The sequence below is a fragment of the Sulfitobacter sp. TMED3 genome (assembly GCF_002167505.1).
Classification (GTDB): Bacteria; Pseudomonadota; Alphaproteobacteria; order Rhodobacterales; family Rhodobacteraceae; genus Sulfitobacter; species Sulfitobacter pontiacus.
On sequence record NZ_NHBI01000007.1, the window covers coordinates 1 to 24,010 of the forward strand.

Sequence of the window (24,010 nt, forward strand, 5' to 3'; positions counted from 1 at the left end):
TGGGAAGCGATTGACGAACCCGCCAAGCCAAAGGGTCGCGGCGGACGCGGTCGTGGTCGCGGTGGTCGCCCCGGTGGCGGTGGCGGCAACGGGGGCGGTGGCAATGGCGGCGGTGCGGGCAAACCCGCNGGTGCCGCGCGGCGTCGTCGCAAGCCAGCCGGGCAGCGCGCCGCATAAGCGCGCAGGTATCAATGCACGATCAAAAGGGGCACCGCCATCAGCGATGCCCCTTTTTGTTACCTCTCTCTAAAGCGCCATGATCCGCGCTTCCAAATGGCTCTAAATCCTCGCCCGAAGGGCGAAACCGGCGCCACCAGCCACCACGTGGCCGCTTAACCCTATTCCGCGGGGTCTGCTGCCGCCTGCCGGTTGACCCGCGCCAGAAGCAGCATCAACGCAAAGGCGAGTGTCGCCAGCGTCAGTACCGCGCCGATCAGCGGGGTGATCGTGCCGTTGAACATCAACCCGATGGGCGAGGCGAGCATGGCCGCCATCACCGTCGACACCGCCCCGATGACCGACGCCGCCATGCCGGCGATATGACCCAAAGGCTCCATCGCCAGCGCGTTGAGGTTGCCCATCACCAGCCCCACCTGAAAGAACAGTGACGCCTGCCACATCAGGAAAAAGACAAAGCCATAAGGCTCGGGCAGATCGCCCAGACCAAGACCCAGCATCAGGCCCGACAATACGATCTGCAGGCCAAGCGCCAGGATCACGATCCGCTGCATCCCCAGCCGCACGACCAACAGCGCGTTCAGCAGGCTCGACGTCCCCGAGATAAGCGCCGCGACGCCAAACCAGAAGGGGAAGCTCTCGGCGCGGTCATAGACTTGGTCGTAAATGGGTTGCACCAGCATCAGCGTCGAGAATAAGAACCCCATCACCAGCGTCTGCACCGTGATCGACAGACACACCATCGGGTTGCTGAAAATCTCTTTCACGGCGTTCCACAGCAGGCCGATCTGCAAAGGTCGACGCTTGGGCTTGGGCAGGGTTTCGGGCAGGCGGAGCATGGCCCAGACCACACAGGTTGCCGAGAAAACGATGAANGACAAGAATACGCCACGCCAATCGGACAGGGCGATGATCACAGCCCCCATTGCAGGGGCAAAGGCGGGCACCACGACAAAGATCATCATAACGAAAGACATGATCTTGGCCATCTGCCGGCCGGAATACAGATCGCGGATCACCGCAAGCGCNACGACCCGAGGGCCCGCNGCNCCCACGCCCTGAACGACCCGCGCGATCAGCATCACCTCAAGCGANTGGCTNANCCACGCCACCACAGCCCCCGAGATATAGATCGCAGACCCGAGGTAGATGATATTCTTGCGNCCGAAAGCATCCGACAGCGGCCCCGTGACAAAAGTGCCCATCCCCATCCCCAGAATAAAGGCGGTCACAATCAGCGGGACTTTGGTCATATCCAAAGGCGACAGCTCTGCGCCGATCTCGGGCAGGGCAGGCAGCATTGCATCGGTCGAGAACGCAATGATTGCAAACATCATCGCAATCAGCGCCACAAACTCGGGGCGGCTCATGTTGATGTCGGGGCGGTCGTCGGTCATCCATCGGCTCCATCGTGACGGTGGGCCGCAGGGCGCAGCCTATGGCTTTCATAAGGCTGCCTTACAGATAGTGCAATCGGCGTCGCGCCGTCAGCTGGCTTGGGCGCGCTGGCGCTGCACTGTCTCGCGGGCGGTCACCGGCAAACGCAATACCTGAACGATCTCGTCCAGTCCCGACACCGGCAGGGGAAGATGCGCGGGCAGGGCCAATACCGAGACGTTGTAATTCACGATATCGCTGCGCACCTGATCCCATGTCTCAAGCGGAATGACCCGCGAGACATAGCGGCACCGCTCCAGCACCGCACGGCGGGCGGCAAAGCCCAGATGCGCCGGACGCCCCGCACGCTGACTGAACTGTTCGCTCTGACAGCCGACGACCAGATCGCTGCCCATACGGGCCAGCTGCCGTAGCCAGTCGGCGTGACCGGTGTGGAATCCGTCGAACCCGCCATAGGTCAGGATCGTCCGCGTCATTGGAGTGGAGGGTGTGAAGCTGGACGGGCGCGCCGCCGGTGTCACCACCGTCGCCCGCCCGCGTCCCATGAAGGGAAAAGGGATATCGTATTTCATGCTGCCCGCTCGATCTGGATAGGGGTCTTTGCCCCTTTATCCGTTTGATTCTAGGCGGGTTTCAGCGCAAAGGCAAAGCCTTTCTGTCCCTGACTTTCAGATCGGGCGCGTGGCCTCAGCCTTCGTTGCGCAGCTCGGCCAGTACTTTCTTCCAAAGCTCGGGCGGCTGCGCGCCCGGCACTGCGTGACGCCCGCCCACGATAAAGGTCGGGACGGAGTTGATGCCCATCTCGCGGCTGTGCGCGTCGCGTTTGCGGATGTCTTCCATATCCTCATCTGTCGCCAATAGACGCGTCACGACAGATGCATCCATCTCGATCCCGTCGGCAATATCGGCGAGCACCTCGGCATCGCCAATATCGCGCGCATCAACAAAATAGGCTTTGAACAACGCCGATACCGCAGCGGTTTGGCGCCCTTCGATCCCGGCCCAATGGATCAACCGGTGGGCATTCAGCGTGTTGGGGGTGCGCTGCATCGCCTCGAAGTTGATCTTGAGACCGGCTTTCTCGGCATGTTCCACCACAGGGGCATAGGCCCGCACCGCACCTTCCTTGCCGCCGAATTTGCCTTCCAGATAGGCACGGCGGTCCATCCCTTCGGCAGGCATGTCGGGGTTAAGCTGGAACGGGTGCCATTCGATCGCGAAAGGGTGGTCCGGCTCGCTTTCCAGTGCGCGGTCCAGATGGGCCTTGCCGATATAGCACCAAGGGCAAATCGGGTCGGACATGATATCAAGCTTGATCGTCTGGGTCATCGTTGTGCCTCATAGGCTGCACGCAAGGACCGGCGCAGCAGTTTGCCATTCGCGCCCATCGGCAGCTCTGGCAGGTGGATGAAAAGGCGCGGCTGCTTGTAGCGCGCCATGTTGTCTTGTGCATAAAGTGCCAGCGCGGCCTCGTCCAGCGGGCTCTCGGCGGTATAGAAGGCCGCGATCACGGTCACGTCGGGTTTAACCTCGACCTCCGCCGCGCCGACAGCATGGATGCCGGGGAATTTGGCGAGGGTTTGTTCCACTTCGATCGGCGAGACGCGGAACCCGCCCGCGTTCATCATATCGTCATTGCGCCCCAGATAGGTGATCTGCCCATCCGTCCCCATGACACCCTGATCACCGGTCAGGAACCAGTCCCCCTGATATTTCCGGGCCGTTTGATCCGCCGCGCCAAGATAGCCGAGCATCAGCCCCGGGTCGCTCTTGTGGATCGCGATGGTGCCCTCTTGGCCGATCTCTACCGGGCCTTCCGTCTCGATCAACGCGATGCGCCGCCCGTCCTGGGGCTGGCCCAATGTGCCGGCCCGCGCCGGACGGTCGGGAGAGGCGGAGAGGAAGGTCGAACACTCCGACATACCGTAGGCTTCGAAGATCGGCGTGCCGCTGGCAGCCTCCCATGCGCGGGCAACGGCCGAGGGAAGCTTCTCCCCCGCGCTCAACCCGTGGCGCAGGCTTGGCACGTTGATCNGGTCGTGGTGTTTCAGGATNTGACGGTACACCCCCGGTGCGGCNGCAAAAAGGCTCGCCTCATGCCGCGCCATCANGGCAGGNANATCCGCAGGNGCCACGCCCGCAGCCGGGATCAAGGCGGTGGCACCGGCGGTCCAAGGGTCCATCAGGCCGGTCCCCAGCGTATAGGTCCAATTGAACGCGCCTGCATGCATGACGCGATCCTGGGTCTTCAGATCATACCAGCCCCGCACCATCATCTGCCGCGCCCAGATGGCGCGATGTGCGTGCATCACCGCACTTGGCCGGCCCGACGTGCCAGAGGTATAGATGATATAGCCCAGCCGGTCGGGGTCTCCCATATGCCAGGGGGCCGCGGGCAAATCGCGCATGGACCTGAGCTGGGCCAGATCAACGGTGGTGTCATTCGGCGGACAGGGCACGGCGGGATCGCGCAAGATCGCCTTGGACGCGAGGGTGGCGATGATCGCGGCAACCTCCGGCTCTGTCAACGCGGCGGCGGTGGGGACAGGCACCAAGCCTGCGGCCAGCGCGCCCAGATAGGCCAGCGGGAAATCCACAGTATTGCCAAGGCGCATCAGCACGATGTCCCCCGGGCGCAGCCCCATGCCCAGCAACCCCGTCGCGGTGCCGCGCACGGCGGCCTCAAGCTGGTCGAAACGCCACGCCTCAACGCGATCGGGCCCGACAATGGCAAGCGCCGTCTTGTCGCCCAAATCGGCGGCGCGGCCCAGAACATGGGCGGCAAGATTGAACGGGGCGGGGCAAGGCGCAAAGCCGGTGGACGCAGAGACGGACAGCATGCCCAATCGCTACCCCGCGCGCAGCAGCGTTGCAAGCGCTCCGGCGCGGCGCTATAGCCAGCGTATGACGCAAGACGGCCCGAAATCCATGATCCAGATCGCCCGCGAAAGCGGCGAGACGGAAACCGCCCCGCCTGTTGATCTGGGTGCACGCGTGCGCGAGTTGCGCAAGGCGCGCAACTGGACGCTGGAGCAAGCCGCCAATCAGGCCGGACTGGCCCGTTCCACGCTCAGCAAGATCGAGAACGGCCAGATGTCGCCCACCTATGAGGCGCTGAAAAAGCTCGCCGTGGGGTTGGAAATCTCGGTGCCACAGCTCTTCACGCCCCCCTCGCCGGGGCAGATCAACGGGCGCATGGCGGTCACCAAATCGGGCGAGGGGGCGGCCAAGGCGACGACCACCTACGAGCACATGATGCTGGCCGATACGCTGCGCAAAAAGCAGATGCTTCCCTACCGCGCGCGTATCCGTGCCCGCCGGATGGATGAGTTCGACGGCTGGGTGCGACACGACGGGGAAGAGTTCCTTTACGTGCTGACCGGCGTCATCACCCTATACACCGAATTCTACGAACCTGTCGAAATGCGCCGCGGCGACAGCGCCTATTATGATGCGACGATGGGGCATAACGTCGTCTCTACCAGCGATGAGGACGCCACGATCCTTTGGGTCACATCGCTCACCTAACCGACGGGCCCGCGCTTCATTTTGCCAAATAAACTCTCCCCGAAGGGCCGCTACGCCGCAGGCACTGCCGCCTGATCCCTACACGCGTCGCTTACTGGGCCGGTTCAATCCACCAGACCTCGGGCATATAGTTCGGCCCGTCGCCATACAGCGGTACGTGGGAGGGGTATTTCATCGCTGCGACATGGGCGATGCGGTCTTCGGTGAACTGCCAGAACGGGATGACATAGCGCCCGGCGGTCAGCACGCGATCCAGTGCGCGGGTGGCGGCGGTGAACGCCTCGGCGCTGCTGGCCCCGACCATCGTATCGATCATCGCGTCAATGGCAGGGGATTTCACCCCCATCAGGTTGCGGCTGCCTTCCTGATCGGCTGCCTCCGACCCCCAGTAATAGCGTTGTTCGTTGCCCGGGCTCAGCGAGAGGGCGCGGCGGAAGATGGCCATGTCAAAGTCGAAGGCCGCGTTACGCGCGACGAATTGCGCGTCATCCACAGCGTCCACGCGGGCGGTGATGCCCAGACGGGCCAGCGCCTGGATATAAAGCTCGGCAATGGCGATATTCTCGCTGCTGCCTTTGGACAGCAGGATGCTGAACGACAAGGGCTGCCCGTCAGGCCCCCGCATGGTGCCGCCATCGGCGCTGAATCCCGCGTCGGCCAACGCGCCCATGGCGCGGCGGATGCCCGCGCGGTTGCGGGCGGATCCGTCGGACACGGGCAGCGCATAGCCGTCAAAGGCGCCGGCGGGCAGATCATCAGCAAAGGGGGCCAACAACTCGGCCACGCGGCCGGTGGCGGGGCCGTCTCGCATCGCCAGCGGGGAGTTCGAGAAATAAGAGGTAATGCGCGGTTGCGCCCCGCCGGTCAGCGTCTCGTTGATATACTCGAAGTTAAAGGCCGCGATCAGCGCCTCACGCACACGGATGTCATCAAACGGGGCGCGGCGCGTGTTCATGACCAATCCGGTCATGCCCGAGGGTTTGCTATGGGCGAAGGTGGATTTGACCACATCACCGCGCTGCACGGCGGGGAAGTCATATTGCGTCGCCCAGCTTTCGGCGTTGAATTCGCGCAGGGCGGAAATCTCTCCGGCCTTGAACGCCTCGAACAACACATTCGCGTCGCCGTAAAAGTCGAGCTTTATCTCGTCGATGTTATGGGTGCCTTTGCGAAACGGCACATCCTTGCCCCAGTAGTCAGGGTTGCGCGTCAGGGTGACCTGTTTGCCGGCTTTATAGTCAGCTACCACATAGGGGCCGGAGCCCAGCGGTATCTCCGCCAGCGGGGCATTGGCGAAATCGCGGCCCTCCCATTGCGCCTTGCTCAGGATCGGGCGCATCCCTGCCAGCAGGGCCAGCTCTCGGTTATCGGTGTTAAACGCCATTCTGACGCTGCGCGGACCGGACTGGGTGATGCTGTCGATCTGGGCGTAAAGTCCGTGATAGCGCGGGTGCCCCTTTGTGCCGAGCATTTCGTAGCTAAAGATCACATCTTCGGGGGTGACCGGACTGCCATCGGAGAAACGCGCGTCGGGTCGCAGGGTAAATTCGACCCAGGACCGGTCCTCCGGGACCTCAATCGATTCGGCCAAAAGCCCGTAAAGCGCGAAAGGTTCATCCCACGAACGGCCCATCAGGCTTTCATGGGTAAAGAACGGCAACTGCCACGGAGAGGTGCCCTTGCGCACGAAGGGATTGAGGCTGTCAAACCCGCCGGTGTTGCCCAGAACGATCGCGCCGCCTTGGGGCGCGTCCGGGTTGGCATAGGGCAGCGACACAAAATCAGGTGGGAGAGCAGGGNCCCCATACATAGATATACCATGTGCGGGCTCGGCGCGGNCGAATCCACTGAGAAGAATCAGTGAAGAAACTGCTGCAACTGCCCGACAGCTTTGGAAAAATTTAAACGCCATTTTNGCAACAATCCCGCTCTGCCCTTGTTTTATTAGCGTATTCCTTAGCGATGCGGCGGCTACAGTTCAAACTTTAAGCTTGGATTACGGCGGCGAATTGCGTATAACGAACTCACTGCTCGATAGGTTTCTTGCCTGTATGAAACCTGCCTCAATAACTTAACGTCCGCTTCGTGCGGACGTTTTTTTTTGCNCGTGATCCGGCANATGTCNNGGCAGCAGGGGCATTCCGCCGGGGTGCGGAATTAGCCGTTTCCATTCGTTTCGCAGCCCGCCATGATGCACCTGCAGAAACGCTAGGAGATTTTCATGGCTTACAGCATCGATCTTTCAGGAAAAACAGCAGTCATCACGGGGTCCAATTCCGGTATNGGGCTTGGCATCGCTTGGGCATTGGCGCGGGCNGGGGCGGATGTTGTGCTGAACTCCTTTACCGACCGCGACGAAGACCACGCTATTGCNAAAGACATCGCCNCCGAAACCGGCGTGACCGCGCGCTATATCAAGGCGGATATGTCGAAAGCCGAAGAATGCCGCCAGCTGATCACCGATGCAGGGCGCTGCGATATTCTGGTGAATAACGCGGGCATCCAGCATGTCGCGCCGATCCCCAGCTTCCCGACCGAGAAATGGGACGCGATCATCGCCATCAACCTCAGNTCTGCGTTTCACACCACGGCGGTGGCTCTGCCAATGATGCGCGAGGCGGGCTGGGGCCGCGTGATCAACGTCGCTTCGGCGCACGGGCTGACGGCCTCGCCCTATAAATCCGCCTATATTGCGGCCAAGCACGGGATCGTNGGGCTGTCCAAAACCACCGCGCTGGAAACGGCCGAAGACCCGATCACCTGCAATGCCATCTGTCCGGGCTATGTGCTGACCGATATCGTCGAAAAGCAGATCCCGGACACGATGAAAGAATACGACATGTCGCGCGAAGAGGTGATCAAGAACGTCATGCTCAAGCGNCAACCGTCGAAAGAATTCGCCACGGTCGAACAACTGGGCGGCACCGCGACTTTCCTNTGTTCNGAGGCNGGGGACCAGATCACCGGTACNACGATCAGCGTCGATGGTGGCTGGACCGCCCTGTAATANAANACNCGNGCGCGGGGATACCTCGCGCGCGNCGANTGGCGGAGCGTCTAGATGCAGAAAAAACAGATCAACCTTGCCCTACAGGGCGGCGGCGCGCATGGGGCNTANACCTGGGGCGTGCTTGACCGGCTGCTGGAAGAGCCAGAGCTTGAGATCAGCGGTATTTCCGGCACATCGGCTGGCGCACTGAACGGCGCTGCATTGAAGGCGGGGCTGATCAAGGGCGGGCATCAGGCCGCGCGCGATAATCTGGATTGGCTGTGGGACAGGGTNGCCGGTGTCGGGAACCTGCATCTGANNGGCTGGATGGCCCCCTTTGGCGTNGGNGCNCTTAGTCAGGCGATGGCCTATAGCTGGCCGGTCATGCTCAGCACGGCGATGACGCAGATCGTGTCGCCCTATGTCTACGGCCCGCTCTATCGCAACCCGNTGCGCGATATNGTCGAGACGTTTGATTACGAACATATCTGCNANGCGGCGGGACCACGGCTGTTTGTCAGCGCGACCAAAGTGCGCGACGGCAAGATCNGNGTCTTCGAGAAAGAAGAGATNACGCCTGACGCGATCCTCGCCTCTGCCTGTCTGCCGACGCTGTTTCAGGCGATCGAGATGGAGGATCCGAAATCGGGCCGGCGCGAGGCGTTCTGGGACGGGGGCTATACCGGCAATCCGGCGCTTTTCCCGCTGTATTCCTCGGACCTGCCGGGGGATATCGTCATCATCAATATCAACCCGCTTGAACGGGACGAACTGCCCACCACGCCGCAGATGATCCACAANCGNGTGAATGAAATCAGCTTTAATTCCAGCCTGTTACGCGAACTTCGTGCGATCCNCTTTGTGCAGAACCTGCTGGATCAGGGACGTGTCGAGGAAGGTCAGATGCAGCGGTTGCGGATTCACATGNTCGCTGANGANGATCTGATGTCNCAGCTGTCCACNGCNACCAAAAGCGTGCCGAACGGGGCGGTGATCACCGCGCTTAAATCCGCGGGCCGCACCTCGGCCGAGCGGTTTCTGCAAACGGATATCGACAGTATAGGCAAGTGCAGTTCAGTCGATCTGCGCAAGATGTTCAGCTAGGGGAAATGCGGTCGGGCCGCGGCGTCGCGGATGGGTCCACCGGCACCGGTTTCTTTGGCGGATAGACCAGCCCGGCAGAGATCACCAGCTTGGCCGCGTCCTCGACCGACATGTCGAGCTCGGTCACATCCTTTTGCGGCACGAACAACAAAAAGCCCGAGGTCGGGTTGGGCGTGGTCGGCACAAACACCCCCACAAGGTTCGACCCTTCACCCGCTGCAGCGGCGACCTCTCCCTTTGCGGGGATTGAGATAAAACCAAGCGCCCATATACCTTTACGCGGGTATTCAATCATGCAGGCGGTTTCAAAGCTGCGCTCTGACTGGGCGAAAATCGTTTCCGAAATCTGCTTGATGCCGGAATAGATGGTCCGCACCACAGGTGTACGCTCTACCAGACTTTCGGCGAAACGGATGAACGACCGCCCGATAATGCCCTTGGCCAGCCAACCGACGATGACCGTAAACAGCAAGAAGATGATCACACCGATGCCGCGCACGTTGATCTGGGCAGACGGGTCCAACCCGAAATACGTCTGGATCAGCCGGTCGGGGTGATAGGCCAGCGGCACCATCGGCAGCACGATCCCGTCGATCCAGCCGATCACGCTCCAGATCAGCCAGATCGTGAGGCCGACCGGCGCAATCACCACCAGCCCCGTCAGGAACGAAGCCCTGATCCGCGCGAGCAAAGTCCGGCGCGGTGCGGGAGGAAGGGGCGGCGTAAACGGTGTGTTCATGAATGAAGGTTATCCCACTGCAGCAATGCGTTAGAGCTAGGGCGTTTCACGCGTTGCTACAATGGAGGACGCATAATAATTAAGCTTTATGCGTCTTTTGACATAAGTGCAGCCGCAATTTTGGACGCAAAACGGGCGTTGTTGCGCACCAATGCGATGTTCGCGGTCAGCGACCGGCCTTCGGTCAGTTCAAAGATGCGCTGCAACAGATAGGGGGTTACGGCCTTACCGCTGATGCCGTGGGTATTGGCATCGGCTTGGGCGGCCTTGATGATGGGTGCCAGATCAGCGGCGGCGATTTCATCCTCTTTCGGGATCGGGTTGGCGACCAGCTGCCCCCCGGGCAGACCCATGTGGCCGCGCATCTTATGGGCGGCGGCGATATCTGCCGCGTTATCCATGCGCAGGGGCGATTTCAGCGGGGAGGTGCTGCTCCAGAACGCGGGGAAGCTGTCTTGGCCGACGGTGATCACCGGCACACCTTGGGTTTCCAGCACCTCGAGCGTTTTGGCCACATCCAGAATGGCCTTGGCCCCCGCGGCGACAACGGTCACCGGCGTTTGGGCAAGCTCCATCAGGTCGGCAGAGATATCAAAGCTGTCTTCTGCCCCCTTATGCACGCCGCCGATACCGCCGGTGGCGAAAACCGCGATCTCGGCCAGTTGGGCGGCGATCATTGTCGCGGCAACCGTTGTGGCACCGGTGCCGCCCGTGGCGATGCAGGCCGCCATATCGGCGCGCGACAGTTTCGCGACATTCTTGGCCTGCGCCAATGTCGTCAGCTCGTCGTCTTCCAGCCCGATGTGCAACCGCCCGTCGATCACCGCGATGGTGGCGGGGATCGCACCGGCCTCACGCACATCCGCCTCGACCTGACGCGCGACCTCTAGGTTTTGCGGATAGGGCATCCCGTGGGTGATGATCGTGCTTTCCAGCGCAACAACAGGGGTGCCATTCGCATGGGCTTTGGCGACTGCGGCAGAGCGGTGCAGGGGAATCATATTTTGGTCTCTCCAGAAACATATTGGGCAGCGGCACTAAGCGCTTGGGTCAGGGCCGCGTCTGGTGCCGCCCCTTTGATTTCAGCCGCGATATGGGCAGCCATGAACGTATCACCGGCACCGGTGACGCGGGTGACAGAGACGGGCGGCGGGTTCTGGGTGATCAGACCGCTTGGCGCACCCACCGTCGCGGGATTGCCGCCATCGGTGACCACCGCGCGCACGGCACCGCGNGACAGCAGCGCCGTGGCCGCATCGCGCGAATTGTCGAAAGTCGCCTGACACAGCAGNCCCGCTTCTTCGAGGTTGACGTANAGCGTGCCGCGTTCCGCCTGCAAAAACGGTGTGAGCCGTTGCGCCTTGCCCGGCGACGCAGGAGCGACGCGCAGATCGGCATGCTCNAGCAGCGGGCTACGGGCCATTTGCGACAGCAGGTCCAGCGTCAGNTTGCCATCCAGCGCCACGGCCCCGCGGTAGGGNGTGGGCAGCGATCCGTCTTCGAACGGGCGCAAGATNTTNTCGCCCGCAGCCTCNAGCGAATGNGCATCGGCAATGGCGGCGATCAGGCCGTTGGTGCCCTCNACCGCCATATAGCGGTCCGTGGGCAGATCATCCGAGCGGTACACATGATCCGTATGCAGCCCGCGCAGCTTACACGCGGCGATCAGCTCGTCCCCTTCGGGGTCGCGGCCGACGGCGCTGATGAGGGCGGGGGACAGCCCAAAGCGGGCCAGCGCCATCGCGATATTCAGCGCAACGCCACCGGGCAGACGCGAGATGCGACCGGGCATATCAGAGCCTTGNCGCATGACCGTATCGCCACGGCCGATAATGTCCCAAAGCACGGAACCGATGCAGAGAATGTCAGGTGTATGTGTCATGCCGCCGGTATGGCCCAACCGATATGGCGGGCGCAAGGCGCGGCGGCGCGAAAAGGCCTATTCCGGCACGGCAAATGTCAGCGATGCCCAAAGGCTCTCCCATTGGGGGCTGGTGGGGGTGGTTTCCACGTCCGGGGCAGGGCGCAGCACCACGGCATCCACCAGATAGGTCATCCCCGNGGTAACCGGAAATTGGACGTGCCCCGCGTCATCCGTCCGGTATTTGGTCACGGTGACGTTCTTGTCGGCGTCGCGTTCATAGACTTCAACCTGCACATCGCGGCGCGGCTCTTGCTGGTAGGTCAGCGCGACCTCCATCTGCTGATCGGCCNCAAGCGTGTAGGGGTTGGTGAGAGCGACCAGTTCGGTTTCAAGCCCCAAGGCTTTGTCTTCACCTTGTCCGTCNCCGACAGCGATCAGCGCCTTGGAATAGCGGCTATAGCGTTCGCGCACCTTGTCTTGGGGGTAGCCCTTCGAGCGGTGCTCGGCCAATGCCTGCATGAAATCCTTATGCACGGTAAATCCGACGAATGTTTGCCAGTCTTTATAGGTCAGCATTGTCGCCTTGGCCTGATGCGCGACGATTGCCAGCCCTTCCTGATCCGGCGCGGTCATCTTCAGCGCCGGGATATCGCCCATGCGCGCTGCGACCGGTGTGGTTTNCCCGTCAAAAGTCACGTCAAACCGTTCGGTGCTGTTCGGGAAATAGGCGAGGCGTGTGCCCTCGAACAACTGACCGTTGCGGATGTCGGTTGTTATTTCGGTGCCGGNCTGTACTTGATACGCGGGCGCGTCCANCCAGAATTCATGCGCAGTGACANCCGAAGTTGGTAATAAGAATGATAGTACGAGTACGAAACGGGACAGAAACATGATAACAACCTTTTATAAACTGATACTCAAGCTGGCCTATGCGCTGGTTTTGTCAAGTGGGATGGCAGGGCTCGCGCAGGCGCATGAAGTCGTNCCGACCATCGCCGATGTGCAAAGCAGCGACGGTCAGGTCACGCTTGANCTGCGCGTGAACCTAGAGGCGCTGATNTCCGGCATTGATCTGGACGCGGTGGCNGATACGAATGATGCCGAAAATGCCAGCGATTACGACAGCTTGCGTGCCTTGCCCGCCGATGAGGTCGCGGCCCGTNCGCCGGAATTGCTGGCCCAGTGGAACGCGCTACCGCTGCTGCGCGCCGATGGGGAGCCTGTGGCGCTGGAGGCAGTNGNGCTGACGCTTCCCGAAGATGTGAACCCAGAGCTGCCCCGCATCGCCGAATGGTCGCTGCAAGGAANNGTNCCGCAAGACACGCGCGGGCTGGTGGTGTCATGGCCCGATGGGTCGGGCGCGCTGGTTCTGCGCCAACAAGGGGTCGAAAACCCCTATACCGGTTATCTGGACGGTGGCGCGGAAAGCCCCGAAATTTTGCTTGCGGGCGGCGGACAGCAATCCGCGTGGGAGGCGTTCGCCAGCTATATTCCCGTCGGGTTCGATCACATCCTGCCCAAAGGGCTGGATCATATCCTGTTCGTGCTGGGGNTGTTTTTCCTGTCGACNCATCTGCGCCCGCTGGTCTGGCAGGTCACGGCGTTTACGGCCGCGCATACGGTGACATTGGCGCTTGGCGCGCTTGGCTGGGTGACTGTCCCCGGTAGCATTGTCGAGCCGTTGATCGCCGCCTCTATCGTCTATGTCGCGGTCGAGAATATCTTTCTTGCAGGGCTCAGCCCGTGGAGACCGCTGGTGATCTTTGGCTTTGGTCTGTTGCACGGGCTTGGTTTTGCCTCGGTGCTGGGGGAATTCGGCTTGCCGCAAGACCAGTTCATCCCCGCGCTCATCGGGTTCAACATCGGGGTAGAGATCGGGCAGCTCACCGTGATTGCCGTCATGTTCCTCTGTGTCTGGCAGGCGCTGCGGGTGATGCGCGGGCAGGGTGACCCGCGTGCGGCAAAGGGGCTTTATGTNGCGCTGACGGTGATTGCGCTGGCGCTGTGCATCGTGCCGATGCCCGCCGTGGCCGCGCTGCTGGAGGCACCGGTNCCGGTGTTCCTGATCCCGCTGGCGCTGGTCTTTACCGGGTGTTTCCTGTCGGTGCAGTTCCGTCAGGTCGCGGCACCCTACCGTCGCTTTGTCGCCATTCCGGCGTCGGTCGCGATTGCGGTCATCGGGGCCTATTGGTTCGTAGAGCGGGTGTTCCTGTAACACCCGCCCTGCGCGGTTACTTCATCGCGGCAATCAGATCGGCGAGCGCCTGCTGGGGTGTTTCGCTGGTCCAGATTTCATCCCCGATGCCGAAAAAGTCGGTAACGGGGGTGAGCGCGCGGATCAGATCGGTGTTGAGCCCGCCTTCGGCGACGACCGGCACTTCNATCACTTCGGACCACCANTGGAACAGNTCTNGTTCGGCGTGGGTGCCATCGTCCAGCAGGGACGCGTTCACCGGACCAAAGCTGATGTAATCCGCACCCGCTTCGCCTGCGGCCATGCCGTCGTGACGCGAGCCGTTGCAAAAGCTGCCCACAATGGCGTCATCGCCCAAGGTCTTGCGCGCATGACGCACGGAGCGTGCCGCATCCGACAGATGCACGCCATCAAGCCCCAACCGTTCCGCCAGCAAAGTGTGNTCCGCAATCACCAGCGCAATGTCACGCGCGTCGGTGACGCCCCGCAGCGCATCCGCCGCGCGCATTACGCGATCTTCGTCACGGGTGCTGAGCGCCAGACGCACGCAGGCCACATCATGCGCATCCAGCACACGCGCCAGCTGGTCGGGGAAGCTGGAGAGTTCAAGCTCGGGCGGGGTAATCAGGTAAAGCTGCGGCTGTTCGGGCGTATCCATGGCTTGCTGTCCTTTGCGTTATTGCGCGTCAATTANCGGATCACGCGGGGAAAGAAAAACTTTTATGCCTTCGGCGAGGATTTTTTCCCATTTGGAAGGCGCGCGGAGCGCCCCGTCGTTCTTGCGAGGTGCGCGCCGCGCGCGTATGAGGTGCCCATGAATGATACAGTAGAACACCCGCAGATCCCGGCCTTTGTGCTTGTGCGCCCGCAGATGGGCGAAAACATCGGTGCCGCCGCTCGGGCCATGTGGAACTTTGGCCTTGATCGCATGCGCATTGTCGCGCCGCGTGACGGCTGGCCGAACCCTTCGGCCGTTGCTATGGCATCTGGTGCGGGGCGGTTGCTGGATGAGGCGGTGATCTATGATGATCTGGCCGGTGCTGTGGGCGATGCTGCCTTTGTTTTTGCCACCACGGCGCGCGATCGAGATCNGNCCAAGCCAGTTTATAGTCCTGAAGCGGCTATGGCCAAAGCCGCGCAGATGATCCGCGAGGGCCGCCGTGTCTCGGTGCTGTTCGGGCCGGAACGGGCAGGGCTTGAGAATGATGATATCAGCCGCGCGAATGCGATTGTCTCGGTGCCGGTAAACCCTGCCTTTGCTTCGCTTAACCTTGCGCAATGTGTGTTGCTGATGGGCTATGAGTGGATGCGCGCGCAGGGCGATGTCGTGGCCGAGCAGGTCGAGATGGCGGGCACCGACTGGGCCGACAACAGCGAGATCGAACATCTCGCACGGCATTTCGAGGACCGTCTGGACACCGCCGGCTTTTTCTACCCCGAGCACAAGGCCGCCAGCATGAAGATCAACCTGCGCAACATGTGGTCGCGCCTGCCGCTGACCCGTGCCGATGTGCAGACCTTGCACGGCACCCTGCGACAGATGGTACGTTGGAAAGAGCGCGGCTAGACCTTTGTGCGCTTGTGTCCTACTTCTGCACAAACCCTAGCAGACGAGAGGCACCATGGCCGAAAAACGAAAGCTGTTCGAGGACGTAGGCGAGGCGCAGGCCACGCGCCCCGTGGCACAGGCTGGCGGCATTGACCGCGGGCGGGGTGGGGCACGCCGTGGCATCCGTATCTGGCTGTTCATCCTATTCGCATTGGTCTTTGTGATGATCGCCGTGGGCGGTCTGACCCGATTGACCGACAGTGGCCTGAGCATCACCGAATGGAAGCCCTTTACCGGAGCTATGCCGCCGATGAACGAGGCGGACTGGCAGTCGGAATTCGCCAAATACCAAGAGATTGACGAGTTCCAGGTCCAGAACTCCTGGATGGAACTGTCTGATTTCAAAGCAATCTACTGGTGGGAATGGGGCCATCGGCAGTTGGGCCGGGTGATTGGTCTGGTCTGGGCTGTCGGGTTCTTGTGGTTTCTCTTGCGTCGCCAGATCCCCGTTGGCTGGTCCGGGCGTTTGCTTGTCTTGGGCGGTCTTGGCGGTTTGCAAGGTGCGATCGGCTGGTGGATGGTTGCATCGGGCGTCACCAGCGGAGAAGCCGTTCTAGACGTTGCCAGTTACCGTCTGGCCACGCATTTGGGGCTGGCTTTCGTTATCCTTGGGGTCATCACATGGTACGCGCTGCTGCTTGGTCGGCCCGAGCGTGATCTGATGCAGGCGCGGCGGGCGAAAGAAGCCAAGCTCTTTGGAATGTCCACAGGATTGCTGCATTTTGCGTTCCTGCAAATTCTGCTTGGGGCCTTGGTTGCGGGAATTGATGCGGGGCGGTTCTTTGTCGATTGGCCGCTGATGCAGGGGCAGTTCTTTCCGCCTGACGCCTTCAGCATCACGCCGGTCTGGCGCAACTTCTTTGAAAACCCCGGGCTGGTGCAGTTCATGCACCGCATGGCGGGCTATCTGTTGTTTGCCTTTGCTATCGTGGTCTGGCTGCGGGGCCGTAAATCGGCGCATCCCAATACGCGCAAAGCGTTCAACCTGATGATGATCGCGATGCTGGGGCAGATTGCCTTGGGCATTGTGACCGTGATCAACGCCGCACCGGTACATATCGCGATCTTCCATCAGGTGCTTGCCGTGGTGCTGTGGGTGCTGATCCTGCGCGCCCGCTTCCTGAGCGCCTATCCCATTCCGACATCTGTACGAGGAAAATCCTGATGAGTGCTTTTGATGAGCTGATGGCGTTCCAGCGCGAAACCGAGGCGCTGGCACAAGTCGCAGGCCGGTTGGGTTGGGATCAGGAGACCGTCATGCCACGCGGGGCCGCCCCGCAGCGTGGCGAGGAGATGGCGGCAATCGAAGGCGTGCTTCATGCGCGCCGTGTGGATCCGCGCATTCCCGAATGGCTGGACAGGATCGACGAGGCGGCGCTGAACCCCGTCGGACAAGCGCAGCTGCGTGACATCCGTCGCAGTCACGCGCGCAGCTCTAAAGTGCCCGCCGCCCTTGCCGCGCGCATCGCGCGGGTCACCTCGGAAGCGCAGGGCATCTGGGCCGAGGCGCGCGCCGCCGATGATGTCGCGGCCTTTGCCCCGACCCTGGCCGAGGTGATCGCGTTGAAGCGCGAAGAGGGGCAGGCGCTGGCTGCTGGCGGCGATGTCTATGACGCGATGCTGGATGATTATGAACCCGGTGCGCGCGCTGCCGAGCTGGAGGCGATGTTTGGCGCATTGCGCCCCGAACTGACGCGCCTGCGCGAAGCCGTGCGCGCCGCCGAAGCACCGCCGGTGCTAGAGGGCCGCTTTGACGCGGAGACCCAGATGAAGCTGACACGTCAGCTCGCCACCACCTTCGGCTATGATATGACCATGGGGCGCGTGGATAAGGCCGTGCATCCGTTCTCAAGCGGGTCGGGGCTTGATGTGCGGATCACCACACGCACCAACGAGCTGGACCCGTTCAACTGTTTCTATTCGACCATCCACGAGGTCGGCCATGCCTGCTATGAGCAGGGCATCGACAAGGACTACCTTTTGACGCCGCTTGGGGCGGGGGTGTCTATGGGGGTCCACGAAAGTCAAAGCCGCATCTATGAAAACCAGCTTGGGCGCAGCCGTGCCTTTACCGGCTGGTTGTATGGTCAGATGCGCGATGCCTTCGGTGATTTTGGCGTGGCGGATGAAGAAACCTTCTACCGCATCGTGAACCGCGTCTCTGACGGCTATATCCGGACCGAGGCCGACGAGTTGCAATACAATCTGCACGTTCTTCTGCGGTTTGATCTGGAACGCGCTTTGATGGCCGGTGATCTGCAGGTCGGTGATTTGGAAGCCGCGTGGAACGACAGGTTCGAGGCCGATTTCGGCTATGCGGTTGACCGGCCCTCGAATGGGGTGTTGCAGGATGTGCATTGGTCGGTCGGGTTGTTCGGGTATTTCCCGACATATTCCTTGGGCAACGTCTATGCCGGGTGCCTGAATACGGCGCTGCGCCGCGATGTACCGGAACTGGATGCGCAATTGGCGCAGGGCGATACCTCTGCGGCGACGGGCTGGCTGCGCGAGAATGTCCAACGCCACGGCGGGCTTTACGCCCCGCGGGATCTGATCACGCGCGCCACCGGGGAGCAGCCGAGCGAGGCCCCCTTGCTTTCTTATTTGACGGAGAAATTCAGCACTCTATATGCATTATAGTCTGGCCGAGCCCGAAAACGGTCGGTTGAATTGCATTTACTTGATCTGATGACCCTAGCGTCAATATCAAGTTTGCTATTGCGCCTGAAATATGCGATATGATGATCAAGATTTATGTCCTTCGCAAACTGGAGAAATTATTATGACACGCTTCACAGCATTCGCCGCCGCGCTTTTGATGACTGCCGGCGCAGCTTCCGCCCAAGTTACAACCCAAGCCGCTGTTGGTGGTGATTCCGGCGTTGCCGGCTACCCAACCACAGTTGTTGGCGAAAACGGCGTTACCTACGCTTGCCAAGCACCTACCGAAATCGATGGCATCATTGCACGTCGTTGCATCGATCCAAGCGCCGCTGGTGGCGTTGGCTTTGAGGGCCTGAGCCCCGCCGCAGCCGGTGGTATCGCAGCGGTTATCGTTGCAGTTGCAGTTATCGCAAGCAACGATGACGACGCAAACGGCACAAACGGTTCCAACGGTACGTAAGCAATACAGATCTGACGATCTGAGAGTTTCGAAAACGCCCCCTCGGGGGCGTTTTTTTATGCCAATCCGTAGCGCGCAAAGAAAAAAGCCGCCCACTCAGTACGAGGGGCGGCTTTTAGCATTATGGTGGGCGACTTACGCCTCAGGCGTTGCGATCTCGTCGTCGCCGGTTTCATCACCTTGGTCTGCAATCCACGCAACGCTAACCACAACTTCGCCGCGACCGGTGTCAAAGACTTTGACGCCACCGGCACTGCGCGACCGGAAGGAAATACCCTCTACCGGGACGCGAATCGATTGCCCTTTAGAGGTCGCGAGCATGATCTGATCATCCATCTCGACAGGGAAGGAGGCGACGATATCGCCACCGCGCATCGCTTTGTCCATCGCGGTCACACCTAGGCCACCACGCCCGCGAACGGGATAGTCGTGGCTGGAGGATAGTTTGCCCGCGCCTTTTTCGGTGATTGTCAGCAGCAGGTTCTCGGCTGCGGACATTTCGGCGTAGCGCTCTTGCGAGAAATTCGGATCAGCGGGGGCTTCGTCCTCGTCGCCTTCCGCGTCATCTGCCAGACCGGCCATCGCGCGCCGCATCTTGAGGTAGGCGGTCCGTTCTTCCGAGCTGGCGTCGAAGTGACGGATGATCGACATGGAGACGACCTTGTCATCGCCGTTCAGCTTGATCCCACGCACCCCGACAGAGGCGCGGCTGTTGAAGACGCGCACATCCGTCGCAGGGAAGCGGATCGCGCGGCCCGAATTGGTCACCAGCATGACATCATCATCATTCGACGCGATGCGTGCGTTGATCAGCGTGGTGTCGGCGTGGTCGTCCTCGAACTTCATGGCGATCTTGCCGTTGCGCATGACGTTGGTGAAATCCGACAGCTTGTTCCGGCGCACGGTGCCCGCGGATGTCGCAAAGACCACCTGCAGATCGTCCCATTCTTTTTCGTCGCGGTCCACGGGCATAATCGCCGCGATGGAGACGCCGGTCGGNATGGGCAGGATATTNACGATCGCCTTGCCCTTTGACGTGCGCCCGCCTTGGGGCAANCGCCAGGTCTTGAGCTTGTAGACCATGCCGTCGGTCGTNAAGAACANCAGTTGCGTGTGGGTATTGGCAACGAAGAGGGTGGTGACGACGTCCTCTTCCTTCGTTTGCATGCCCGAAACACCTTTGCCGCCGCGGCGTTGGCTGCGGAAATCGACCAGTGGGGTGCGTTTGATATAGCCNCCGGAGGTTACGGTCACGACCATATCCTCGCGCGCGATCAGGTCTTCGTCGTCCATGTCGCCGGACCAGTCGACGATCTCTGTGCGGCGCGGCACGGCAAACTGGTCTTTCACNTCGGCCAGCTCGTCCGAGATGATGCCCATGATCCGTTCGCGGCTGCCCAGAATTTCAAGGTATTCCTTGATNTTCTTGGCCAGTTCTTCCAGCTCGTCGGTGACNTCTTTCACCCCGATCTGNGTCAGACGCTGCAAACGCAGTTCCAGAATGGCNCGGGCCTGTGCTTCGGACAGGTTATAGGTGCCGTCGTCNTTGGCGGTATGTGTCGGATCGTCGATCAATGCGATATATTGCAGGATCTGTTCCGCGGGCCAACGGCGGGTCATCAGCTTTTCGCGCGCTTCNGCNGCATCGGCGGAGGACCGGATCGTCGCGACGACCTCGTCGATATTGGTAACGGCCACGGCCAGACCACACAGGATGTGGCTGCGTTCACGNGCNTTGCGCAGCAGATAGGCAGTGCGGCGGGCGACGACATCTTCGCGGAAATCGATGAANGATGTCAGGAACTTGCGCAGGGTCAGCTGTTCGGGNCGGCCGCCGTTGAGCGCCAGCATGTTACAGCCGAAATAGGTCTGCATCGGGGTGAAACGGTANAGCTGGTTCATCACCACTTCGGCNGTNGCGTCGCGCTTCAGCTCGATCACAACNCGCACGCCGTTNCGGTCAGATTCGTCCTGAACATGGGCGATGCCGTCGATCTTCTTCTCGCGCACCTGCTCGGCGATCTTTTCGATCATGGTGGATTTNTTCACCTGATAGCAGATCTCGTCGATGACGATGGCGAAACGGTCTTTACGAATCTCTTCGACACGGGTCTTGGCCCGCATGATCACACTGCCGCGCCCCTCAAGATAGGCTTTGCGCGCGCCCGAACGACCCANCATNATCCCGCCGGTGGGGAAGTCGGGGCCGGGGATATATTCGATCAGCTCTTCCGAGGTCAGATCGGGGTTCTCGATCAGGGCCTGACAGGCGTCGATCACTTCGCCCAAGTTATGCGGCGGGATGTTGGTCGCCATACCAACGGCGATACCGCCCGCGCCATTGACCAGCATATTCGGGAACCGTGCNGGCAAAACAGTGGGTTCGCGTTCTTTGCCATCGTAGTTGTCGATGAAATCAACGGTTTCCTTGTCCAGATCGCCGGTCATGAANGACGCGACCTTATCAAGGCGNGATTCCGTATAACGCATCGCCGCAGCGCTATCGCCGTCCATCGACCCAAAGTTACCCTGTCCGTCAATCAGCGGCAGCGACATAGAGAAGTCCTGCGCCATGCGGACCAGAGCGTCATAGATCGCGCTGTCCCCATGCGGGTGGTAGGAGCCCATTACGTCGCCCACGGACTTTGCCGACTTGCGGTAGGCTTTTTCGTGGGTGATGCCTTTTTCATACATCGAATAGATGATGCGGCGGTGAACCGGTTTCAGCCCGTCTCGCAGGTCGGGAATGGCGCGCGAAACGATGACCGACATGGCGTAATCCAGATAGGATGTCCGCATCTCGTGTTCGATATTGACCGACGGGCCATCATACACGGGGCGCGTAGCCGGGATTTCGTCATCGTTTTCAGGGGTTTCTGGCGTGTCGTTCACGTAATCTGCCTAGCTCTTGCTGGTTCTATATCTTGCGGTTTTGTATAGCAGACGGGGNATATCGGGTGCAATGCCTGCGGCCTTGGCAGGCGGGGATTCACTTGCTCATCAGGCTAAGTTGTTGAAATGTAATGATACTAAATCCGGCGTGATTTTTGTGGCGTAACGTCAATGTCAATTGGTGGTTNAAGCCCGCGCGTTTGGGGTAGGCTAAAGCAAAACGAGGGGGAGGCATCTACGTGCAACAGATANTGGTCAATCAAAACGCAATCACCGAAACCCGCATGCTCGAGGCGGAGGGAGAGCCGCTGGCACCGGGGCAGGCGCGTCTTGCGATCGAAAGCTTCGCGGTGACATCGAACAATGTGACCTATGCGGCGGCGGGTTTCGATATCGGCTATTGGCAGTTTTTCCCGACATCCGAGAACGGATGGGGGATCGTGCCCGTGTGGGGCACCGCAAAAGTCGTCGAAAGCCGCACAGATGTGCTTGAGCTCGGCACGCGGCTTTATGGCTTTTATCCAATGGCNTCCGAGNTGGTGATNACGCCTGAANAAGGCGCGGCGGGNCTGGTGGATGCGGCGGCACATCGGGCGAAACTGCCCTTGATCTATAATCAGTACACGCCCGTNAAAACCGCCCCCGCATCAGAGGATCACCTGCGCGCCTTGCTGCAACCGCTGCTGGCGACGTCGTATCTGATTTACGANTGGCTGCTGGATAANGANTTNTTCGGTGCCNAGCAGATTATTGTGGGCAGCGCCTCGTCCAAGACCGGATTGGGNCTGTGCAGCTACCTCGCCGAGGCAGGGGCGCGCGGGTACAAGATCGTGGGCCTCACGTCTGCCGGAAACCGCGCGTTTGTCGAAGGATTGGGGCATTGCGATACGGTGCTGACCTACGACCAGANCGACGCGCTGGACCATGTCCCATCCGTCTATGTCGATATGTCCGGCAATAGTACGGTCAAAGCCAAACTGCACAGNACGTTGAAAAATCAGCTGAAACATTCCTCGGCNGTNGGGCTGAGCCATTGGGATCAGTTCACNCCGACAGNCCCGTTGGATGGNCCCAAGCCGCAATTCTTCTTTGCGCCCTCACAGGTCGCCAAGCGGCGCGAGGAATGGGGNCCCGGCAAGATCGAGGCGCAGATCACCGCCGCGTGGAAGCGCATCGCGGCCAGCGCATCCGATTGGATGGAGGTGCAGGTNCATGACGGCGTGGCCGATGCGGAAGAGNTCTATGCCACCCTCGCACGGGGGGAGGCCGACCCCAAGGTCGGCGCGATTATCCGCCCCTAGTGCTGTGCGGGCGCGGGGTCAGGCCGAACAGCTTGCCCCGCCCAAGACGCAGAATTTGGCGCAATGAGGGTGGTTCAGGGCAACGTCTTTTTCCGCTTCTTCCAGCGAATGGCCCAGCTCGAACTCTTCGGTGTAGGGCAGCAGGGTGCAGGCCAGCACGGCAGGGGTCGCNGCACCTTTGCGCTTTACCACCATCCGCGAGCTGGAACACATCACCGCGTCGGGNGANTTATCCAGNATTCCCCAGCANGCGGTGGTGATTTCCGGCACTTCGACGGTTTCATCCATCTCAGGGAAAAGNACTGTCATCCCAGGGTCTTGCGGGTCGATGTCAAAGCTGTGTTCAGCGTAAAATGCNCCGTATCCGGCGCGGCTGTCTTCGTCTGTNGCGCCAAAAACCGACCGCCCTGCAACGGCCATGCGGATGTTATTGTCGCGCAGCCATTTCATGCCGGTCACTGTCTTTTCCAGCGCGCCCGCGCCGCGCTCTGCGTCATGCAGNTCGGTGCGGTAGTGATCGACGGAAATGCGCAATGTCAGCTTGCCGGGATAGGCTTCGTTCAGGCGCACCANCCCCGCTTGCACGGATTTACGCATCATCGGGCGCATGGCGTTGGTCAGGATCAGCACGTCATATCCGGCGGCCAGCGAGGCTTCGGTGATCTCGATCATCTGCGGGTTCATGAACGGCTCGCCGCCGGTAAAGGCAATCTCTGTCACCGGCCAGTTGCGCTGCGTGATTTGCCCCAGATAATCGCGCACCTCGTCGGCGGTGATATAGACCAGCGCATCATTCGTCGGGCTGGACGCGATATAGCAGTTCACGCATTCAATGTTGCACAGGGTGCCGGTGTTGAACCACAGCGTCTGCGGGTTTGTCAGGCTGACAGTCGCGCGGGGTTCGCCCTTGGCCGTCAGGGCAGGGTCCTGAAATTTACCGATATTTGCGTCGACAACGTCTTTCATAGGAAACCGGGCCTCACCTGTATAAATTACTTTTCTTTGTCTATGCGAATGGTATGCGCAATAAAACCCCGTGTCATTTGGTGCACAGACTTGTGAAAAACGGAAATCTCAGTATGTTTGCGCTA

General features: G+C 60.9%; 21 protein-coding genes. 9 read left to right on the forward strand and 12 right to left on the reverse strand.

What is annotated here, in order from left to right; translation table 11 throughout:
- Positions 1–338: 338 nt before the first annotated feature.
- The 4 genes from CBB63_RS02845 to CBB63_RS02860 form a co-directional block, all read right to left on the reverse strand.
- On the reverse strand, positions 339–1,574 hold the full coding sequence (locus CBB63_RS02845; RefSeq protein WP_286698072.1) for a multidrug effflux MFS transporter: 1,236 nt from the start codon (positions 1,572–1,574) through the stop codon (positions 339–341).
- A 90-nt stretch (positions 1,575–1,664) separates the two neighbouring features.
- Positions 1,665–2,147: an adenylyltransferase/cytidyltransferase family protein gene (locus CBB63_RS02850; protein ID WP_286698073.1), complete on the reverse strand. Its 483-nt coding sequence runs from the start codon at positions 2,145–2,147 to the stop codon at positions 1,665–1,667.
- A gap of 115 nt (positions 2,148–2,262) precedes the next feature.
- Positions 2,263–2,904 carry a DsbA family oxidoreductase gene (locus CBB63_RS02855; RefSeq protein ID WP_009824740.1) on the reverse strand — a complete coding sequence of 214 codons (642 nt, stop codon included), beginning with the start codon at positions 2,902–2,904 and terminating at the stop codon, positions 2,263–2,265.
- On the reverse strand, positions 2,901–4,415 hold the full coding sequence (locus CBB63_RS02860) for a class I adenylate-forming enzyme family protein (protein ID WP_286698074.1): 1,515 nt from the start codon (positions 4,413–4,415) through the stop codon (positions 2,901–2,903). The genes CBB63_RS02855 and CBB63_RS02860 overlap by 4 nt, the downstream gene beginning before the upstream one ends.
- A gap of 64 nt (positions 4,416–4,479) precedes the next feature.
- On the opposite strand from CBB63_RS02860, the gene CBB63_RS02865 reads away from it, so the two are divergent.
- Positions 4,480–5,103 carry a helix-turn-helix domain-containing protein gene (locus CBB63_RS02865; protein WP_037954439.1) on the forward strand — a complete coding sequence of 208 codons (624 nt, stop codon included), beginning with the start codon at positions 4,480–4,482 and terminating at the stop codon, positions 5,101–5,103.
- Between the two features lie 91 nt (positions 5,104–5,194).
- On the opposite strand, the gene CBB63_RS02870 is transcribed toward CBB63_RS02865, so the two are convergent.
- Complete coding sequence (locus CBB63_RS02870; RefSeq protein ID WP_353744242.1) at positions 5,195–6,913, reverse strand: extracellular solute-binding protein; 1,719 nt, start codon at positions 6,911–6,913, stop codon at positions 5,195–5,197.
- Positions 6,914–7,336: 423 nt separating this feature from the next.
- Here CBB63_RS02870 and CBB63_RS02875 point away from each other — a divergent pair, with 423 nt between their 5' ends.
- Entirely contained in the window at positions 7,337–8,110 is a 774-nt protein-coding gene (locus CBB63_RS02875; RefSeq protein WP_286698105.1) for a 3-hydroxybutyrate dehydrogenase, read from the forward strand.
- Positions 8,111–8,164: 54 nt separating this feature from the next.
- Complete coding sequence (locus CBB63_RS02880) at positions 8,165–9,196, forward strand: patatin-like phospholipase family protein (protein ID WP_286698076.1); 1,032 nt, start codon at positions 8,165–8,167, stop codon at positions 9,194–9,196.
- Here CBB63_RS02880 and CBB63_RS02885 read toward each other — a convergent pair.
- The 4 genes from CBB63_RS02885 to CBB63_RS02900 form a co-directional block, all read right to left on the reverse strand.
- A complete protein-coding gene (locus CBB63_RS02885; protein WP_050766211.1) occupies positions 9,189–9,935 on the reverse strand; it encodes a DUF502 domain-containing protein in 747 nt (248 codons plus the stop codon). The genes CBB63_RS02880 and CBB63_RS02885 overlap by 8 nt on opposite strands.
- Positions 9,936–10,021: 86 nt before the next feature.
- Positions 10,022–10,936: a pseudouridine-5'-phosphate glycosidase gene (locus CBB63_RS02890; protein WP_286698077.1), complete on the reverse strand. Its 915-nt coding sequence runs from the start codon at positions 10,934–10,936 to the stop codon at positions 10,022–10,024.
- The gene (locus CBB63_RS02895) at positions 10,933–11,817 is read right to left on the reverse strand and encodes a PfkB family carbohydrate kinase (protein WP_286698078.1); all 885 of its coding nucleotides are present in this window, start codon (positions 11,815–11,817) and stop codon (positions 10,933–10,935) included. The genes CBB63_RS02890 and CBB63_RS02895 overlap by 4 nt, the downstream gene beginning before the upstream one ends.
- Positions 11,818–11,874: 57 nt before the next feature.
- Complete coding sequence (locus tag CBB63_RS02900; protein WP_286698079.1) at positions 11,875–12,690, reverse strand: DUF4198 domain-containing protein; 816 nt, start codon at positions 12,688–12,690, stop codon at positions 11,875–11,877.
- Here CBB63_RS02900 and CBB63_RS02905 point away from each other — a divergent pair.
- The gene (locus tag CBB63_RS02905; protein ID WP_286698080.1) at positions 12,689–14,014 is read left to right on the forward strand and encodes a HupE/UreJ family protein; all 1,326 of its coding nucleotides are present in this window, start codon (positions 12,689–12,691) and stop codon (positions 14,012–14,014) included. The two genes, CBB63_RS02900 and CBB63_RS02905, sit on opposite strands and share 2 nt — an antisense overlap.
- A gap of 16 nt (positions 14,015–14,030) precedes the next feature.
- On the opposite strand, the gene CBB63_RS02910 is transcribed toward CBB63_RS02905, so the two are convergent.
- Entirely contained in the window at positions 14,031–14,651 is a 621-nt protein-coding gene (locus CBB63_RS02910; protein WP_286698081.1) for a thiamine phosphate synthase, read from the reverse strand.
- Positions 14,652–14,807: 156 nt separating this feature from the next.
- Here CBB63_RS02910 and CBB63_RS02915 point away from each other — a divergent pair, with 156 nt between their 5' ends.
- The 4 genes from CBB63_RS02915 (at position 14,808) to CBB63_RS02930 (ending at position 18,726) form a co-directional block, all read left to right on the forward strand.
- Positions 14,808–15,560: an RNA methyltransferase gene (locus CBB63_RS02915; RefSeq protein ID WP_286698082.1), complete on the forward strand. Its 753-nt coding sequence runs from the start codon at positions 14,808–14,810 to the stop codon at positions 15,558–15,560.
- A gap of 55 nt (positions 15,561–15,615) precedes the next feature.
- On the forward strand, positions 15,616–16,767 hold the full coding sequence (ctaA, locus tag CBB63_RS02920; protein WP_286698083.1) for a heme A synthase: 1,152 nt from the start codon (positions 15,616–15,618) through the stop codon (positions 16,765–16,767).
- A complete protein-coding gene (locus tag CBB63_RS02925) occupies positions 16,767–18,242 on the forward strand; it encodes a carboxypeptidase M32 (protein WP_286698084.1) in 1,476 nt (491 codons plus the stop codon). Before ctaA ends, CBB63_RS02925 begins: the two co-directional genes overlap by 1 nt.
- A 142-nt stretch (positions 18,243–18,384) precedes the next feature.
- On the forward strand, positions 18,385–18,726 hold the full coding sequence (locus tag CBB63_RS02930) for a hypothetical protein (RefSeq protein ID WP_037944371.1): 342 nt from the start codon (positions 18,385–18,387) through the stop codon (positions 18,724–18,726).
- A 135-nt stretch (positions 18,727–18,861) separates the two neighbouring features.
- Here the strand turns inward: CBB63_RS02930 and gyrA are convergent, their stop codons facing one another.
- Positions 18,862–21,618 carry a DNA gyrase subunit A gene (gene gyrA / locus CBB63_RS02935; RefSeq protein WP_286698085.1) on the reverse strand — a complete coding sequence of 919 codons (2,757 nt, stop codon included), beginning with the start codon at positions 21,616–21,618 and terminating at the stop codon, positions 18,862–18,864.
- 284 nt (positions 21,619–21,902) lie between these two features.
- On the opposite strand from gyrA, the gene CBB63_RS02940 reads away from it, so the two are divergent.
- Positions 21,903–22,919 carry a DUF2855 family protein gene (locus CBB63_RS02940; RefSeq protein ID WP_502695850.1) on the forward strand — a complete coding sequence of 339 codons (1,017 nt, stop codon included), beginning with the start codon at positions 21,903–21,905 and terminating at the stop codon, positions 22,917–22,919.
- Between the two features lie 18 nt (positions 22,920–22,937).
- On the opposite strand, the gene CBB63_RS02945 is transcribed toward CBB63_RS02940, so the two are convergent.
- The gene (locus CBB63_RS02945) at positions 22,938–23,885 is read right to left on the reverse strand and encodes a radical SAM protein (protein ID WP_286698087.1); all 948 of its coding nucleotides are present in this window, start codon (positions 23,883–23,885) and stop codon (positions 22,938–22,940) included.
- Between the last annotated feature and the right edge of the window lie 125 nt (positions 23,886–24,010).